Source organism: Pelodictyon phaeoclathratiforme BU-1 (genome assembly GCF_000020645.1).
Classification (GTDB): domain Bacteria; phylum Bacteroidota; class Chlorobiia; order Chlorobiales; family Chlorobiaceae; genus Chlorobium; species Chlorobium phaeoclathratiforme.
This window is the reverse complement of record NC_011060.1, coordinates 73,505-90,741: the sequence shown is the minus strand read 5'-3', so window position 1 is coordinate 90,741 and position 17,237 is coordinate 73,505. Positions and strand designations below refer to the sequence as shown.

General features: G+C 49.8%; 13 protein-coding genes and 1 tRNA gene. 8 read left to right on the top strand and 6 right to left on the bottom strand.

The genetic code is table 11. From position 1 onward, the window contains the following. Positions 1-6 precede the first annotated feature (6 nt). The 3 genes from PPHA_RS00420 to pyrF form a co-directional block, all read right to left on the bottom strand. Positions 7-948 carry a TIGR01777 family oxidoreductase gene (locus PPHA_RS00420; RefSeq protein ID WP_012506938.1) on the bottom strand — a complete coding sequence of 314 codons (942 nt, stop codon included), beginning with the start codon at positions 946-948 and terminating at the stop codon, positions 7-9. Between the two features lie 116 nt (positions 949-1,064). After that, a complete protein-coding gene (glmS, locus tag PPHA_RS00415) occupies positions 1,065-2,912 on the bottom strand; it encodes a glutamine--fructose-6-phosphate transaminase (isomerizing) (RefSeq protein ID WP_012506937.1) in 1,848 nt (615 codons plus the stop codon). A 102-nt stretch (positions 2,913-3,014) separates the two neighbouring features. Further along, positions 3,015-3,839, bottom strand: a complete 825-nt coding sequence (gene pyrF, locus PPHA_RS00410) for an orotidine-5'-phosphate decarboxylase (RefSeq protein WP_012506936.1) — start codon at positions 3,837-3,839, stop codon at positions 3,015-3,017. A gap of 256 nt (positions 3,840-4,095) precedes the next feature. Between pyrF and ftsH the strand changes: the two genes are divergently transcribed. Further along, positions 4,096-6,189 carry an ATP-dependent zinc metalloprotease FtsH gene (ftsH, locus tag PPHA_RS00405; protein WP_012506935.1) on the top strand — a complete coding sequence of 698 codons (2,094 nt, stop codon included), beginning with the start codon at positions 4,096-4,098 and terminating at the stop codon, positions 6,187-6,189. A gap of 75 nt (positions 6,190-6,264) precedes the next feature. Here ftsH and PPHA_RS00400 read toward each other — a convergent pair. Beyond that, a tRNA-Val gene (locus PPHA_RS00400) sits at positions 6,265-6,338 on the bottom strand. A 161-nt stretch (positions 6,339-6,499) separates the two neighbouring features. On the opposite strand from PPHA_RS00400, the gene PPHA_RS00395 reads away from it, so the two are divergent. From PPHA_RS00395 to PPHA_RS00380, 4 genes are all read left to right on the top strand, one after another. Beyond that, a complete protein-coding gene (locus PPHA_RS00395; protein ID WP_012506934.1) occupies positions 6,500-7,648 on the top strand; it encodes a 1-deoxy-D-xylulose-5-phosphate reductoisomerase in 1,149 nt (382 codons plus the stop codon). A 90-nt stretch (positions 7,649-7,738) separates the two neighbouring features. Then, entirely contained in the window at positions 7,739-9,100 is a 1,362-nt protein-coding gene (rseP, locus tag PPHA_RS00390; RefSeq protein WP_012506933.1) for an RIP metalloprotease RseP, read from the top strand. 18 nt (positions 9,101-9,118) lie between these two features. Beyond that, positions 9,119-10,192, top strand: a complete 1,074-nt coding sequence (prfA, locus tag PPHA_RS00385) for a peptide chain release factor 1 (protein WP_012506932.1) — start codon at positions 9,119-9,121, stop codon at positions 10,190-10,192. Positions 10,193-10,321: 129 nt separating this feature from the next. Then, positions 10,322-10,933 carry a DUF1997 domain-containing protein gene (locus PPHA_RS00380; RefSeq protein WP_012506931.1) on the top strand — a complete coding sequence of 204 codons (612 nt, stop codon included), beginning with the start codon at positions 10,322-10,324 and terminating at the stop codon, positions 10,931-10,933. A 33-nt stretch (positions 10,934-10,966) separates the two neighbouring features. Here PPHA_RS00380 and PPHA_RS00375 read toward each other — a convergent pair whose 3' ends face one another. Further along, positions 10,967-12,994, bottom strand: a complete 2,028-nt coding sequence (locus PPHA_RS00375) for a PAS domain S-box protein (RefSeq protein WP_012506930.1) — start codon at positions 12,992-12,994, stop codon at positions 10,967-10,969. Between the two features lie 347 nt (positions 12,995-13,341). Here PPHA_RS00375 and PPHA_RS00365 point away from each other — a divergent pair, with 347 nt between their 5' ends. Genes PPHA_RS00365 through PPHA_RS00355 form a run of 3 tightly spaced genes read left to right on the top strand, consistent with a single transcriptional unit; the run spans position 13,342 to position 16,848 of the window. Beyond that, positions 13,342-14,952, top strand: coding sequence for a thiamine pyrophosphate-dependent enzyme (locus tag PPHA_RS00365; RefSeq protein ID WP_012506929.1), 1,611 nt, complete (start codon positions 13,342-13,344; stop codon positions 14,950-14,952). A gap of 7 nt (positions 14,953-14,959) precedes the next feature. Continuing rightward, positions 14,960-15,550 carry an indolepyruvate oxidoreductase subunit beta gene (locus PPHA_RS00360; protein ID WP_012506928.1) on the top strand — a complete coding sequence of 197 codons (591 nt, stop codon included), beginning with the start codon at positions 14,960-14,962 and terminating at the stop codon, positions 15,548-15,550. Further along, the gene (locus PPHA_RS00355; protein ID WP_012506927.1) at positions 15,547-16,848 is read left to right on the top strand and encodes a phenylacetate--CoA ligase family protein; all 1,302 of its coding nucleotides are present in this window, start codon (positions 15,547-15,549) and stop codon (positions 16,846-16,848) included. Before PPHA_RS00360 ends, PPHA_RS00355 begins: the two co-directional genes overlap by 4 nt. A gap of 14 nt (positions 16,849-16,862) precedes the next feature. On the opposite strand, the gene PPHA_RS00350 is transcribed toward PPHA_RS00355, so the two are convergent. Next, positions 16,863-17,225 (bottom strand): YbaY family lipoprotein, encoded by a 363-nt coding sequence (locus PPHA_RS00350; RefSeq protein WP_012506926.1) that lies wholly within the window; start codon positions 17,223-17,225, stop codon positions 16,863-16,865. Positions 17,226-17,237 lie beyond the last annotated feature (12 nt).

The following is a 17,237-nucleotide window of genomic DNA, read 5'->3' as shown; positions in this document are numbered from 1 at the left end:
AACAAGTTATTTCTTATTGGCAATCAAATCAGCTAAAGCATCAGAAAGTTTCGGATAGCGGAAGGCAAATCCGTGCTTCTGTAAAACTACAGGCTTTACTCTCTGGCCTTTTACCGCATACTCTCCTCCTTCACCCATCAGCATATCAACAGCAAACCGGGGTACCGGTAACAGAGATGGACGGCCAAGAACGGCTCCAAGCCCTTTGGCAAAATCATTCATGGAAACAGGTTGCGGACTGACCGCATTCATTGCTCCAGAGTAAGCCGCATTATCAAGGGCCTCAAGAATACAGGCAAGCTCGTCATCAATATGAATCCAGGAGATGCACTGAAGACCTGAACCAATGGGTCCGCCAAGAAAAAAGCGGAAGGGCGCAAGCATCTTCTGCAGCATCCCGCCTCTTGTCGTCAACACAATACCCGTCCTCAACAACACAAGGCGCACGCCACTCTTTTCAGCTTCAAGCGCCTCTTTTTCCCAGTCAAAACAGATTTTCGCAAGAAAATCGCTGCCCGCCCTGCCAGACTCGGAAATATCGGCCGTATCGTCACAACTGAAAAAGGAGCCATAATAACCAATGGCTGATGATGAGATAAATACCTGAGGTTTTTCCGACGCACTGGCAATGGCCGAAACGATATGACGGGTACCAAGAATTCTTGAATTATAACACTCCGCCTTGTGCTCCTCGCTCCAGCGACTTTCAAGCAAAGGTTTTCCGGCAAGATGAATGACAGCTTTGGCGCCATCAACAGAAGCGCTCCACTCACCGCTCGCCATCTCCGAATCCCACCTGACATAAGCCGCCGCTCCAGGAATTTTCAGAGAAGCTGCCTCAGGCGAACGAACAAGCAAAACGAGCTTCTCACCACGCTCAATCAGCCTCCGGGCAAGCTCAGCGCCTATCACACCGGTAGCTCCGGTAACAACAACATGACCTCGCATATACGTTTGTACAGTTTCAGTGAAGGAAAGGATATCCTGACAATCAAGAGACCTTTCCCTCAACGAACAGTGCTACATAATAATTCCCACGACCCTCTTGACTTAACCCTTTCTGCTTATTCGACCGTGACCGATTTTGCCAGATTTCGTGGACGGTCAACATTGCAGCCCCGTAATGTTGCAATATGATAGGCAAGAAGCTGCAAGGGAACCACTGTCAGAAGCGGCGTTATCGGCCCGGATGCCTGGGGAATATAGATGACCTCTTCGGTAAGACGACTGACCTCAGTATCTCCCTCACTTGCAATGGCAATAACCCGCCCTTTCCTGCTTCGCACCTCTTCAATGTTGCTAAGAATCTTGGCATAGGTATTGTCACGGGTAGCAAGAATAATGACTGGCATATCTTCGTCAATCAGGGCAATCGGACCATGCTTCATCTCCGCTGCAGGGTAACCTTCTGCATGAATATAGGAGATCTCCTTGAGCTTCAGGGCGCCTTCCAAGGCAACCGGAAAATTGAAGCCGCGTCCAAGATAGAGAAAGTTTTTTGCATCCTTGAAGCGCTCCGCTATCAATTTAATCTGGCTGTCGAGCTCAAGAATCCGCGCAACTTTTTCAGGAATCTCTGAAAGCTCCCTGAGATGCAAGGTAATCTCGCTGTCTGACATGGTTCTGCCCTTACTGAGCGACAGGGCTAACATATAGAGCATGGCCACCTGGGCTGTAAACGCTTTGGTTGAGGCAACACCGATTTCAGGCCCGGCATGGGTATACATACCACAAACGGTTTCACGGGCAATGGTGGAACCGACAACGTTACAGATCCCCATCACCATAGCGCCCTTTTCCTTGGCTGTGCGAAGTGCAGCAAGAGTATCAGCCGTTTCACCTGACTGGGAGATAACAATAACCACATCCTCAACTCCGACAAGAGGATTACGATACCGGAACTCCGAGGCGTAATCAACTTCGACAGGAATACGGGCAAACTCTTCAATAAGATATTCGCCAAGCAGAGCCGCGTGCCAACTCGTACCACAGGCACAGATCACAATACGTTTTGCCTGCTTCAGACGATCAAGATAGTCAGCTATCCCGCCAAGCCGTAGCCAACCTTCATCAAGGCGCACACGCCCACGCATAACATCATGCACCACCTCCGGCTGCTCAAAAATCTCCTTGAGCATAAAGTGTTCAAAACCACCTTTCTCTATTTTTTCCAGCGTAAAATCAAGCTCGGTTACCGTCTTTTGCTGTTCGATATTCTCAATTGATTTAACACAATAGCCTCCCCGTCTCACTACGGCAAGTTCTCCGTCAGCAAGGTAAACCACCTTTTTGGTATGCTCAACAATGGGGGCCGCATCAGAAGCAATGAAAAACTCCCCCAGTCCGATACCAATCACCAGAGGGCTCCCCTTGCGTGCAACAACGATTTTATCCGGTTCACGAGAAGAGACCACACAAAGACCATATGCGCCTTCAACATGACGAAGGGCGCTTCGGGTAGCCGATTCCAGATCCAACAACGGATCTTGCTTCCAGATCCAGTCAATCAGATGTACCAGCACCTCGGAATCCGTCGCACTCAAAAATTGATAACCTTCAGAAACAAGCTCCTGCTTCAGGGCCGAATAGTTTTCAATAATACCATTATGAATGATGGCGATATCCCCGGCAGCATTCAAATGGGGATGAGCATTACGATCACTGGGTTCACCATGGGTCGCCCAACGGGTATGGCCGATACCTGCCGTCGCGCCTTGCATTGAAGCTCTGAGCACCAAAGTATCCTTTTCAAGACCGCTGACACTCCCTTTCTGTTTCATAACTGTCAGGGTACTGCCGTTAAGCAAGGCAATCCCTGCAGAATCATAACCCCGGTATTCAAGCCGCTTCAACCCTTTCAAAAGCAGTGGTGAAGCTTCCTGCCACCCGATATAGCCGACAATTCCGCACATACAAACACTTTTTTAAAGTCAATAAGAACCGGAAAAACCCGGGAAGGGCTCTCCTGCTGAGATAATGCATGAATAGAACAAGCTCCCCCGAAAAAACAAGACTTATAGAATAGCTTTCATCACACTATGCATTTTTGATGCCTCTGCAGCGACCGCCCGTTCGTAGTCATCAATACCCGAAAAAGAGCCCGAAGGATAAATCAAGCTCCGGCTGACATTGATCACCGCACTTTGGCGGTTAGCGTCAACACCAAAATGAACCGTATCTTCAAGCGAACCTCCCTGTGCACCCACCCCGGGAATAAGCAGAAAAAGGTTGGGTGCCTCGCAACGTATCTCAGAAAGCAGAGCGCTTTTGGTCGCACCGACAACAACGCCGCCGTTTCCATTGCGATTCCATGAAGCAACCTTGTCAAGCACAGAACGGTAGAGTGGACGACCATCCTGCATCGCCTGCTCCTCAAAATCCACAGAGCCCTCATTGGAGGTCAAACAAAGCACAAAAAGCAGTTTATCCTCATAGGCAAAAAAAGGCTCAAGGGAATCAAACCCCATGTATGGAGCAACCGTAAGAGCATCAAAAGACCAGTGATCAAAAAAGGCTTGAGCATACATTTTACTGGTATTGCCAATATCTGCCCGTTTGGCATCAGCAATGGTCATGCAGACATCCGGAATCGAGCCAAGCGTTTTTTCCATATCGAGCAATCCGGCAATGCCCCGAGCCTCATAAAAAGCCGTATTCAGCTTGTAAGCTATCGCAACATCCGATGTCGCCCTTATGACGGCACGATTAAACTCAAGAACCGGATTCTCATACGGTAAAAAAACAGCAGGGATTTTCTCCGGATCACTGTCAAGCCCGACACACAAGAGCGATTTCAATGCTGAAATCCTGCAGTTTGCCTTATCCCGAACAACACTCATAAACTGTTCCTCTCAGGCTGTTTTAGAAAAGAAATTTATTACCCAAATAACACAGCGCAACAACACAAAGAGATGCAAAAAGGGCACTTTGAAACTTATAACCGGCAATTTTCATTTTACACCTGACCAATATATGATAATGTTTTCTTACGAGATGCTTCATTAAATAGAAGAATCCTGTAAATTGAAGCTCATGGATCCGCAAACTGTGAACACTGTACTGAGTCTTTTAATTTATAACCATGATTGTTGATTGATGGCAAAGAAACCGCTTAAACCTTCAAATCCCTATAAAAACGAACCTGAAAACAACATACCGCGACCGAAATTCTCGATTATGTATTATGTGGTCGTCATTGTTCTGCTCATAGGAGTGCAGCTTGCCTTTTTCTGGCAAGGCTCGACACAGGAGATACCCTACAGCACTTTCCGCAAACTTATTGCTGAAAACAAGATTGAATCGGTAAAAATAGCACCGGAAAAAATCTATATCAAACTCAAGCCAGGAGTTCAAACAGGCATTGCCGTAAAAGAACCGCCAAAGGATGGCCCTGGCATGCTCCTGCCTCAGTCAGCATCCAAACAGGATGAAATTTTTGTCAATCCGGTACGCGATGACACCCTCATCGAGCTGCTGGAAAGCAAGGGAATAAAATATCAGGGCATGGCGAGCAGTACATGGATCAGCGAACTGCTCCAGTGGATTCTCCCTTTCGGCCTGCTTATCGGTATCTACTTTTTTGTCTTCCGTCGTATGGGCGGACCGGGTTCACAATTCATGAATATCGGCAAAAACAAGGCCGCACTCTACGAAAACCTTGACGAGCACTCCCGCATCACCTTCAAGGATGTTGCTGGCCTCGACGAAGCAAAGGCTGAGGTGATGGAGGTCGTTGACTTCCTCAAAGATCCGAAAAAGTATACCACCCTTGGTGGCAAACTGCCTAAAGGTGTCCTGCTGGTAGGTCCTCCGGGTACTGGCAAAACCCTTCTTGCGAAAGCGGTTGCAGGCGAAGCGGACGTCCCGTTCTTCAGCATCAGCGGCTCGGACTTCGTAGAAATGTTTGTCGGCGTGGGAGCCGCAAGGGTACGCGACCTTTTTAAACAGGCAAAGGAAAAAGCGCCTTGTATCATCTTTATTGATGAAATTGACGCTGTTGGGCGAAGCCGCGGAAAGGGCGCCATGATGGGCGCCAATGATGAGCGGGAAAACACGCTCAACCAGTTGCTTGTTGAAATGGATGGATTTGCAACCGACAAGGGTGTCATTCTGATCGCCGCAACAAACCGCCCTGATGTGCTCGATTCAGCCCTGCTGCGACCCGGCCGTTTTGACCGCCAGATCATGGTTGATAAACCCGATCTCAAAGGACGTATCGACATTTTCAAGGTACACACCAAATCGCTCTCCCTTTCCGAAGATGTAAACCTGAAAGCGCTGGCCTCGCAGACTCCAGGGTTCGCAGGCGCGGAAATCGCCAATACAGCAAACGAAGCAGCGTTGCTCGCCTCACGCCGTAACAAGGTGAGCATTGAGATGAAAGACTTTGAAGATGCCATAGAGCGCTGTGTGGCAGGACTGGAAAAAAAGAACAAGGTCATCAATCCTCGTGAAAAGCAGATTGTCGCCTATCATGAAGCTGGCCATGCCATTGTGAGCTGGATGATGCCTGAAAACGACCCTGTTCAGAAAATCTCCATCGTTCCAAGAGGAATGAGTGCACTCGGCTATACCATGAACATACCGCTCGAAGACCGCTATCTGATGACAAAAAGCGAGTTGCTTGCCCGCATCTGCGGTCTTCTCGGCGGACGCATCGCCGAACAGATCATTTTCAGTGAAATTTCAACCGGAGCACAAAATGATCTTGAAAAGGTAACGAGCATCGCCTACAACATGGTCATGGTCTACGGAATGAGCGAGAAACTCGGCAACCTCTCCTTCTTCGAAAGCAATAATCCGTATTACGGAAGTCCCGGTATTGATAAGAAATATGGGGAAGAGACTGCCCGTCTCATTGATCGGGAAGTTATGGCTATCGTAGAAGAGTCTCGCCTGAGGGTGATGGATCTCCTGACAGTGAACCGCGAAAAACTCGAAAAGCTTGCGAGTGAATTGCTCTTGAAAGAGATGCTTCAATACCCCCAGATTGAGGAGATTCTTGGAAAACGTCCTGAAGGGCTTTTTCCTGTTCAGCCTGAAGAGGAGTTTGCTCCGGAAAATGGCACAGAAAGCTCCAGGAGTTCTGCCCTTCAGAACAACAGCGATCAGTTCAGCGACAAAGAGCAGGCCGAGCTTGAAGAGGCCGTCGCAAGACTCAGAGGGGAACGAAAAGCAGAGGAAAAGTAGCCCGGCAAGAGAAAAGAGGGAAAAGCGAAAAGGCAGGGAGTACCTGCCTTTTTGCCTCATTACTCTGGAGAGATGTGGGTCCCGAGGGATTCGAACCCCCGACCTACTGGGTGTAAACCAGCCGCTCTAACCAACTGAGCTAGGAACCCAATCGAGTGGGACTGATTATAACACTAATTCGCAGGAATTCAAAAAGAAAAAATGGATCCGATGATACTGCCAAAAGCGGTTATTTGTAAGCCTTCATGAAAAAGCATAACTTCAGGCCAATAAGTCACCAGCAACCCCTGCAACTTTTTTATTACTCATTATGAGATCATTAGCTATACTCGGATCAACCGGCTCAATCGGACTCAGTACCCTTGATGTTGTCAGGCAGCACCCTGAAAAATTCAAAATTGCCGGACTGGCCGAAGGTCACGATGTTGCATTGCTGGCGGAACAAATCAAAGAGTTCCTCCCGGCAGCGGTCTCCGTTCGGGATGCTGACTCGGTAAAAAAGTTGCAAACACTTCTTGGATCGCATAAACCGGAAATTTTTCACGGTCTCGAAGGAGCCGCAGCAATTGCTTCCGCCGAAGGAGTGGATATGGTCGTCTCTGCCATAGTCGGAGCCGCCGGTCTTTTGCCGACTGTCAGTGCAATCAAGGCTGGCAAACATATCGCCCTTGCAAACAAAGAGACGCTCGTCGTCGCAGGCAAGCTGGTCTCTGATCTGGTAAAAAAACATAACGTGCACTTACTGCCTGTTGACAGTGAACACTCAGCAATCTTCCAGTCACTTGCAGGCCACCGGGCAGAGGATGTTGAACGAATCATTTTGACCGCATCGGGCGGACCATTCCGCAACACTTCTGCTGAAGAGCTGAAAAATGTTACGCTTGAACAGGCGCTGAAACACCCGCAATGGACAATGGGGGCAAAAATCACCATTGACTCTGCAACCATGATGAACAAAGGCCTTGAAGTGATAGAGGCCCACTGGCTCTTTTCCATGCCTGCTGAAAAAATCGGGGTCGTCGTGCATCCACAAAGCATCATTCACTCCATGGTCGAATATATTGACGGCTGCGTTATCGCACAGCTTGGCTCGCCCGACATGCGTGCACCAATTGCCTATGCCCTCTCCTGGCCGGAACGCTCCGAAAGCGGCATCCACAAGCTTGATCTGCCAAAAATCGGAACGCTGACCTTTGAAGAGCCTGATATGGAGCGCTTCCCTGCACTCCGCCTTGCGTTTGAGGCGCTGAAAGCAGGCTTAACCTATCCGGCAGTGCTTAATGCCGCAAACGAGATCGCCGTAGCCGCATTCCTTGACAGAAAAATCGGATTTACCGACATCGCAGCAACGGTCGAAAAAACCATGCAGGCTCACGAAGCTTACGACCCGATCGAACTTGACGAATATCTCCAGGCCGACCGGTGGGCCCGCGAGATGGCTAAAAAATTTATTGCCTGACAGGGTAAACAAACCAGAACAAAAGGCCGCAGTACAGCTTGTACACCAGCATGATTGCAACAGCTTTTTTTATTGAAATAAAGGAACGTTATGGATTTTCTGAGCTCAGTATTCTTTTTCATTGTCGCCATCTTCATTCTCGTTACCGCACATGAACTTGGCCATTTTCTGACAGCAAAACTGTTCGGCATGAGGGTCGACAAGTTTTATATCGGATTTGACTTTTGGGAAAAGCGAATCTGGAGAAAGAAGATTGGCGAAACCGAATACGGTATTGGCGTCTTTCCTCTCGGCGGCTATGTCAAGATTGCCGGCATGGTCGATGAAAGCCTCGACACCAATTTTCAGGGCTCAGATCCCCAACCCTGGGAGTTCAGGGCCAAACCAGTCTGGCAGCGGCTGATTGTGCTTGCCGGAGGGGTCACCATGAACCTTATTCTCGCGGCAGTTATCTTTTTCGGCATAACCTTTGTGCTCGGAGAAGCCCGAACAAGTGTCAACACTCCTGCCTTCGTTGAAAAAGGATCCGTCTTTGAAACCATGGGCATGAAAACCGGCGACCGCCTGCAACTGGCAAACGGCAAAAAACTTGAAAGCTGGGAAGAGGCTCTCGATCCGGAGCTCTTCATCACCCCGTCGCTCAACTATACCATTCTTCGCGACCAGCAAAGCATCACCCTGAAGGCTCCATCAAACATCCTTTCAACTATCAACGAAACGCAGAGTCTCGGCATACGTCCAATCGTACCGCCACTCATCGACGAAGCTCTGGAAAACATGCCCGCCCAAAAAGCCGGAATACAATCCGGAGGACTCATTACGGCAATCAACGGCAAAACGGTCTCCGACTGGACGGAAGTTGTCGGGATCATCTCTGCACATGCCGCCAAACCCATCTCCATTACCTGGCACTACCTCAAACCTGTCGAAGGAGAGAAAATAACAGCGGCGCGAATCCGTACTGAAGGTAAAATATTTATCGCCACGGTCACACCCAATGAATCCGGAAAAATCGGTATTTCACTGAAACAGACGCTGGTAACAGAACGAAGAAAAGTCGGTATCACGGAATCGATGGTCAGCGGAGTGAACCAGACATGGAAAATGAGCGCCATGACCGTTCAGGGATTCGCCAAAATCTTCACGGGCAAGGAGGATTTTCGAAAATCAGTAGGCGGACCAATCAAGATTGCCAAAATAGCAAGCCAGAGCGCTGAACAGGGGCCTGTCAGCTTCCTTTTCTTTCTTGCCATGCTCTCCATCTCCCTGGCGATCATCAATATCCTGCCAGTTCCTGCCCTTGATGGCGGCCAATTCGTGCTGAATGCATTTGAAGGCATCATACGCAGGGAAATCCCTTTTGAAATCAAAATGCGCATCCAGCAGATCGGTATGGCCCTGCTGTTGTCACTTTTCGCATACATTCTCATCAACGATCTTTTCAACCCCTGAGGCTGACGCCCGGCATCAATGCTCGACAAACTGCAATCCATAAAAGAGAAACATCTTGATCTTGAACAACTGCTTTCTGACCCGAATGCGGCCGCCGATCAAGTCCGCTTCCGAAAACTCAACAAGGAGTACAGCGACCTCCGTGAAATCGTACAGGCCTACGACCTCTATGCTGCCACAAAAACAGAGCTTGATGAGTCACGCCAATTACTGAAAAGCGAAAGCGACGCAGAGATGAAAGAGCTTGTACAGGCTGAAATCAGCGAACTGCAGAAAAAGCTGCCAGAACTTGAGCAACAGCTCAAAATACTGCTCCTGCCAAAAGAAGAGGCCGATTCTCGCAACGTCATCATCGAAATCCGGGCGGGTACCGGCGGAGAAGAGGCCGCACTTTTTGCTGCTGACCTGACAAGAATGTACCAGCGGTATGCCGAACACCAGGGATGGCAGTGCGAAACACTGCACTTCAATGAAAGCTCCGTTCCTGGCGGATTCCGTGAAATTACCCTCAGTGTCAACGGCCATGATGTCTATGGCACCATGAAGTATGAAAGCGGTGTACACAGGGTACAGCGTGTCCCCGACACCGAAACACAGGGGCGTATTCATACCTCTGCGGTAAGCGTTGCCGTATTACCGGAAGCAGAGGAAGTCGATGTTGAGATCCGCCGTGAAGACCTGCGCTTCGACACCTATCGAAGCGGCGGAAAAGGGGGACAGAACGTCAACAAGGTAGAGACCGCAGTCAGAATCACCCACATGCCAACCGGCATAGTCTCTGCCTGCCAGGAGCAGCGCTCCCAGCTCCAGAACAAGGAGAGAGCCATGCAGATGCTCCGAACAAAACTGTACGACATCCAACTTGCCGAACAACAGCAGCAACGAGCCGATCTGCGCCGTTCGATGGTCACAACCGGAGACCGGAGCGCAAAAATCCGAACCTACAACTACCCGCAGTCGCGCGTAACAGACCACCGTATCGCCTTCACCAGCCACGCCCTTCCACAGATCCTGCAAGGCGACCTTCAGGATATCATCAATGCTCTCAAAATGCATGACCAGGCCGCACGTCTGCAGGCTGAGCTTGTATAAACGCTCCCTCTGCAAACAAAGCCAACCATTTGAAAAGGAGAGTTTGTCACAAATTCTCCTTATATTTTTGAAATGGATGAGAGCGTTGTGGGCATACTCGAATGAAATGAAACCTGTGGAACTACGATCATGGAAATGGATGCAACTGGAGTAAGCCGGGGAGACTGGATATTTCAAGGAGAATTTGATCAAACAACGGCCTACCTTTCGGACCAGAAAAAAATACTTGGCTTCAACCCCTTCTGTCACAGCGTTGAACTCACCAGCACTGAAAACGTCTACAAGTGGCTTTTTCGTGTTACCGATCCGCAAAGCAACCCTTTCGATATCATCTTTTTTGTTGAACAGAGTGAAGAGCTCCTGATAGAACTGCCTGAGAACGTCGAATGCTCTAACCCTGATGAGCTCTCCGAAGAGATGATCAAGCTCTACACCATCGGGAAAAAGGTGCAATGGAAGCACTACCCTGTCGCCTCCAGGATCGAGGATCCGGAAAAGTATCTTTTTGAGGGAAAAGCATTTGCCGATATGTACATGCATCCCGTTGAGGAAAACAAAACACGGGTTCAATTCGATTTAAAAATCGATGTCCGATTTATTCTTTACCCTGCCTTCCGGATCATTCCCGAAAAAATTCTTCACGCCATGACCAACGCCGGGATGTCGATGATCATGCAGACCGCGACAAACAAAATGTTTCACTCCATTACCAAAGACTTCGAAAGCATAAGGCAAGTATGAAAGGCCCTTGCCCTTGATGATCTTTCAGAAACTTCAGACTGCCTTCAGCGGAAGTGAGAGCGTAAAAACAGTTCCCTTCCCGGCGGGACATTCAACAGAGAGTGTCCCGGCATGTTTGTTGACAATAATGTCGTAGGAGATACTCAACCCAAGCCCGGTACCTTTACCAGGCTCTTTTGTCGTGAAGAACGGATCAAAAATACGGTTCTGAACTTCTTGCGGGATGCCCGGCCCATCATCAGCAACTGAACAGTATACATCAGTAGTATCACACCAGGTATGAATAGTGATTTTGCCAGGTACGCTGCGCTTTGCTGATGCTATGGCATGAGCACTGTTGACAATAAGATTGAGAAAGACCTGATTGATCTGCTCGGGATTACAGGGGACGAGTGGCAACTCCTCAAGGAGGGTTTCAATTTCAGCGCAGTTGCGGTATTCATTGCGTGCAATAGTGAGTGCATCACGGACTCCGTGGTTAATGTCAAACAGAACCCTCTCGTCGATAGCATGGCTAAACGAAAAGTTCCTCATGCTCGCAATTATCGCAGTGATTCTCTCAAAACCCCGCTGTGACTCAGTAAATATCTCCGTAATATCGCCAAAAAGGGTATCAATATACAGTTCGGCCTCCATCTGATGCATCCGCTGCAGCTCAACTGCGCTGCATTCTCCCGCCTCAAAGCTTCTGATGACACTGCGGTACTCTTTGAGCATCTCCTGAAAGTCGGAAACGGACTCCTTGAGTGTTGTAAAATTGATCTTGACAAAATTGATCGGATTATTCAGCTCATGAGCAATTCCGGCAGCAAGCATGCCTATTGAAGCAAGTTTTTCATGCAGAATCATCTGCTGATGAGTTGTTTCAAGTTTTTTGGTTCTCTCCTCAATGCGCTCCTCAAGCGTCTGGTTCAATTGCTGCAGTTTTTCCTCGGTCTGTTTGCGCGCGGTAATGTCGAGCACAATACCCCGAACACCGACTGGCTTGCCATTACGAATAATCTTTGCGGTATAGACAAGTATAGGAAAGGTCGTACCATCTTTTTTCAGTCCAGTATATTCATGGTCGGCAAAAGGAATATCTTTCATCCGACGCTCCATATTAAGCATCACCCGTCCACGCTCTTCAGGGACAAAGAGAGACATACTGTGGACTCCTTTTTGAAAATCCTCCTGGGTGTATCCGAAGGTCTCAAAGCCCTCACGGTTGGTGTAGGTAATCCAGCCCTGAAGGTCAACTTCAAAAATAGTCTGAGGCAAAAGATCAGCAAGCTCCTGAAAGCGACGTTCGCTTTCAGAAAAAGCCTCCAGCTCCTTTTTCCGCAGGGAAACATCCTGCTTGATGCTCACATAATGGGAAATAGCCCAGGTGGGATCAATAATCGGGACGATAACAGAGTTCTCCCAGTATAACTCACCATTTTTTTTCTTGTTATGAAATTCTCCCTGCCAGTTCCTGCCACTGGTGATGGTATCCCAAAGCTCCTTGTAAAAGCTATCTGACTGCTCCCCTGATTTTAATATGCTTGGCTTTTTGCCAATTACATCGGCCATGGAGTAACCCGTTGTTCTACAGAATGCATTATTGACATATTCAAAATTCCCCTCTCTGTCGGTAATGGCAATCGCTATCGGACTATTGGTGATAACCACGGAGAAAAGACTCGCCTCCTGACGACGCTGCGATTCAGTAATCGCTTTTTTAATCGTCATATCAAGCCTGATCCGATTGATCGGTTTTAGTAAATAATCAAACGCCCCGGCAGTAAAAGAGTCCGTTTCATCGCTCTCTGACTTGACCAATGTGGTCATGATCACCGGAAGATCAGGAAAATGATCATGAACATACGCAAGAATTTCCCTCCCATTTTTGCCTGGTATGTCAATGTCAAGAAACAAAACATCAATTTTGAGGCTTTTCAGGAACTCCATACAGCTCTCCCCGTTATCTGCCGTTACAGCATCATAACCCTGCTGCCTGATGAAGCGTGCTGTTGAGGTAGATAAAAGCGGACTACTCTCAACGACAAGGAGTGTTGCTTTCTTTCTGGACGGAAACATGATTGTGAGGGACGTTATGTGATTATCGCAAAACACCTGAACAGCGTCATCAGGTTCACAGAAGGATGGAGAAAACCCCTCATCGCACAAAGAGCATCTCTGCCCTTCAGATAATATGAAATATTCTTTCGTATTGATGATGGTTGTTGTTTTTTTTTACATAAAGCAGCAAGAAAAACCTGCTTTATGGCAAAGCCTCTTTTCAGGCAAACCTCCACTGAAAAACGGTCATGCAAGATGGTAAAGCTTTTTTTTATATTCCGTCACAGGGTCTGCTGGCGCCATTCTTTACATCAATTGCTTTTGAAGACAAGTCCAGTCAGCGCTTTTGAAAAACAGTTTTTTACATGAACAAACAACTTTTACTGGGCGCTGAAGCCATTGCTCTCGGCGCTCTTGATGCCGGAATATCAGGCGTCTATGCCTACCCCGGAACCCCTTCGACCGAAATCACCGAATACATCCAGAAAAAAAAGGATGACCGGGAGGAAACCGTCCGCTCGGCTTGGTCTGCCAATGAAAAAACCGCCTATGAAGCCGCACTCGGCATGTCGTACGGCGGAAAACGGAGTCTGGTCTGCATGAAGCATGTCGGGCTGAACGTGGCGGCTGATGCCTTCATCAACTCGGCCATTACCGGTGTCAACGGTGGACTGGTGGTTGCTGTAGCAGACGACCCCTCCATGCACTCATCGCAAAACGAGCAGGACAGCCGGGTGTACGGCAAATTTGCTATGGTACCGCTCCTTGAACCCGCCTCACAGCAGGAGCTCTATAATGCCACACGCTATGCCTTCGACCTTTCGGAATCGGTCAAACTGCCCGTGCTGCTCCGGCTCACTACAAGGCTTGCGCATTCTCGCGCAGGAGTGGAAGCCACGGCAACTCGTGCGCAAAACCCGCTCAACGCCCTTTATGCCCCTGAACGCTTTGTATTGATGCCACAGAATGCCCGCCGTCAGTACAACAACCTCCTCGGCATCCAGGATCGGCTTGAAGAGCTGTCCGAGAACTCATCACTGAATCGCCTCCTTCCCGGCAGGGGGAGCATAGGCGTTCTTGCTTTCGGCATTGCCTTCAACTATGTGATGGAGGTGCGACAGGCATACAGCCTCGACTTTCCCATACTCAAAATCGGCCACTACCCTCTGCCGAGGAAACAGATCGAAGCGCTCTTCAACACCTGCGAGACCATCCTTGTCGCTGAAGAGGGCTACCCGGTCTATGAAGAGCTGCTGCGAGGATATTTTGGCCATCAGAACGGCAAGCAGATCAGGGGACGCCTCGACGGCACACTCCCCCGTGCAGGAGAACTCAATGCCGACAGCATCGCTCATGCGCTCGGCATGGCAAAAAAAGAGGTACTGGCCATACCGTCCATCATGGTCAACCGACCGCCCGAACTCTGCAAAGGGTGCGGACACCGCGACCTTTACGAAGCGCTCAACACCGTCATGAGCTCATGCAAGGAGCAACATGTCTTTTCCGACATCGGCTGCTACACTCTCGGCGCTCTTGCGCCATATAACGCCATTCACACCTGCGTCGATATGGGCGCATCCATTACCATGGCTAAAGGCGCAGCAGACGCCGGACTCCGACCTGCAGTGGCCGTCATAGGCGACTCAACCTTCACCCATTCCGGCATGACCGGCCTGCTCGATGCCGTCAACGACCGCACTCCCCTGACCATTATCATCGCCGATAACGATACCACAGCCATGACCGGTGGCCAGGACTCCTCGGCCAACGGATCAAGATTATTATCAATATGCATTGGGCTCGGCGTTGAAGAGGCGCATCTGCGAACCATCATCCCACTGAAATCGCATCTTGCAGAGAACATTGCCATACTCCAGGAGGAGATCAACTGGAATGGAGTATCGGTGGTGATTGCACAGCGCGAATGTATTGAAACTGCTGCAAGGAAAAAGCGAAACAAGCCAATCAACCCTTAACGAGACCATGCAGACCAACATCATTCTTGCCGGAGTCGGCGGACAGGGAATACTCACCATCGCGGCAGTGATCGACCAAGCCGCACTGCAGAGCGGCCTCACCATCCGTCAGGCAGAGGTGCACGGCATGAGCCAGCGGGGAGGAGCGGTGCAGTCGCACCTCCGTATTGCTGACCGGGAGATATACTCCGACCTTATTGCAGAAGGCACGGCCAACCTGATCCTCTCGGTAGAACCGCTCGAAGCGCTGCGCTATCTGCCCTTTCTCGCTACAAATGGCAGGGTCGTCACCTCAACAGAGCCCTTCATCAATATGGAGGGCTATCCGGCAATGGAGGAAATTATGAGGGAACTCTACCGCACAAACCAGCCCATACTGATCAACGCCCCGGAACTTGCCCGCAAGGCTGGCAGCCCAAGAACGTCGAACATGATCATGCTCGGAGCCGCCGCCCCCTTTACCGGCATCGATCAGGAAAAACTTGAAGAGGCCATCGGTCGCCTTTTTCAGGCAAAAGGGGAAGAAATTGTTGCCATGAACATCCGGGCATTCAGAAAAGGAGTGGAATTATCTCAACCTCAAGCGACTGTGTCATGATCTGGAACGAGCATTACGAGTGTATGGAGCGCGAAGAGCTCCGCAAACTGCAGGGAGCAAGGGTAAGCGCTATGGTAGAACGGGTCTACAACACCGTTCCCTTCTACCGTAAAAAACTTCAGGATGCGGGGATGGAGCCCGGCGACATCACCACCATCGATGATCTGAAAAAGCTCCCCTTCACCACCAAACAGGATCTGCGCGACAACTACCCCTTCGGCCTCTTTACGTTACCGCAGGCCGATATTGTCCGTCTCCACGCCTCAAGCGGCACAACAGGAAAGTCTACCGTCGTCGGCTACACCCACAACGATATCCAGATGTGGAGCGAAGTGGTTGCCCGTTCGCTCACCATGGCAGGAGTGGGTAAAACCGACATCATCCAGGTTGCCTACGGCTATGGGCTCTTTACCGGCGGGCTTGGCCTGCACTACGGCGCTGAAAAAGTGGGAGCCTCCGTCATACCCATCTCCGGTGGCAATACAAAAAAACAGCTTCAGCTCATGGAGGACTTCGGCTCCACCGTGATTGCCTGCACCCCCTCATACGCCGCCTACCTTGGCGAAGCTCTTGTTGAAGAGAAGATCGACCGGCGCAACCTCAAGCTTAAGGCCGGCGTTTTCGGCGCAGAACCCTGGACGGAGGAGATGCGTACGCAGATTGAGCAATTACTCGGCATCAAGGCATACGACATTTACGGCCTCAGCGAAATCATCGGGCCTGGCGTCTCGATGGAGTGCCATTGCCAGAAAGGGATGCATATCTTTGAAGATCACTTTATTCCGGAAATCATCAACCCCGAAACCGGCGTTGTGCTGCCCTACGGAGAGCTGGGCGAACTGGTCTTTACGCCGGCCACCAAGGAGGCAATGCCACTGATCCGCTACCGCACGCGCGATTTGACCCGCCTCCATGCCGACAAATGCGAATGCGGTCGAACACTGGTACGAATGGAAAAATGCGTAGGCCGTTCAGACGACATGCTCATTATACGCGGCGTCAATGTCTTCCCCTCGCAGGTAGAATCAGTACTGCTTGAAATGAGCGAAACCAAACCGCACTACCTGCTGGTTGTCGATCGAGAAAACAACCTCGACATTCTTGAAATCCAGGTCGAGATTGAAGAACAGTTCTTCTCGGATGAAATAAAGGAACTTGAAGGGCTCCGCCAACGCATCAAGGCCAATATTGCAAGCGTCCTTGGCATCAGCGCAACCATAAGACTGGTTGAACCCGGCACCATCGAGCGCAGCATGGGCAAGGCACAGCGGGTTGTGGACAAACGAAAACTCAAATAGAAGAGCTCAGCCGGTCAGGTTGCACGGGCCGATGAGTCAACCGGCTGCATCGCAACAACAACCTGACCATGCTCATCGGTTTTCATAATGGGGTATGCACTTGTCGTGATGAAGTCCTCCTTGTTGACACGAACTTCACCGCTCAGGGAGAGGTGTGCCCAGAGCGTTATCGCAGCTTTTGGCGAAATCTGCTCCGGCAGCTCAACTGTTCCGATAATGAACGCTCTGTTCGCAAGCTGATCTGCATGGTACAGCGTTACCGCAAGGGTGACGGATGGCGCATCGATCAGTGACGTATCACGGATTTCTATACGGAGAGAAGCCGCTGAAGGAAGAATCAGAGGCTCAGGAAACGAGATACGGTATGAAACAATCATGCTCTTTCCTCA

What these genes read in the sequence shown, in the direction of transcription:
- PPHA_RS00420 (WP_012506938.1), bottom strand. Translation starts at nt 948, where the DNA reads ATGCGAGGTCATGTTGTTGTTACCGGAGCTACCGGTGTGATAGGCGCT.
- glmS (WP_012506937.1), bottom strand. Translation starts at nt 2,912, where the DNA reads ATGTGCGGAATTGTCGGCTATATCGGGTGGCAGGAAGCTTCACCACTG.
- pyrF (WP_012506936.1), bottom strand. Translation starts at nt 3,839, where the DNA reads ATGAGTGTTGTTCGGGATAAGGCAAACTGCAGGATTTCAGCATTGAAA.
- ftsH (WP_012506935.1), top strand. Translation starts at nt 4,096, where the DNA reads ATGGCAAAGAAACCGCTTAAACCTTCAAATCCCTATAAAAACGAACCT.
- PPHA_RS00395 (WP_012506934.1), top strand. Translation starts at nt 6,500, where the DNA reads ATGAGATCATTAGCTATACTCGGATCAACCGGCTCAATCGGACTCAGT.
- rseP (WP_012506933.1), top strand. Translation starts at nt 7,739, where the DNA reads ATGGATTTTCTGAGCTCAGTATTCTTTTTCATTGTCGCCATCTTCATT.
- prfA (WP_012506932.1), top strand. Translation starts at nt 9,119, where the DNA reads ATGCTCGACAAACTGCAATCCATAAAAGAGAAACATCTTGATCTTGAA.
- PPHA_RS00380 (WP_012506931.1), top strand. Translation starts at nt 10,322, where the DNA reads ATGGAAATGGATGCAACTGGAGTAAGCCGGGGAGACTGGATATTTCAA.
- PPHA_RS00375 (WP_012506930.1), bottom strand. Translation starts at nt 12,994, where the DNA reads ATGTTTCCGTCCAGAAAGAAAGCAACACTCCTTGTCGTTGAGAGTAGT.
- PPHA_RS00365 (WP_012506929.1), top strand. Translation starts at nt 13,342, where the DNA reads ATGAACAAACAACTTTTACTGGGCGCTGAAGCCATTGCTCTCGGCGCT.
- PPHA_RS00360 (WP_012506928.1), top strand. Translation starts at nt 14,960, where the DNA reads ATGCAGACCAACATCATTCTTGCCGGAGTCGGCGGACAGGGAATACTC.
- PPHA_RS00355 (WP_012506927.1), top strand. Translation starts at nt 15,547, where the DNA reads ATGATCTGGAACGAGCATTACGAGTGTATGGAGCGCGAAGAGCTCCGC.
- PPHA_RS00350 (WP_012506926.1), bottom strand. Translation starts at nt 17,225, where the DNA reads ATGATTGTTTCATACCGTATCTCGTTTCCTGAGCCTCTGATTCTTCCT.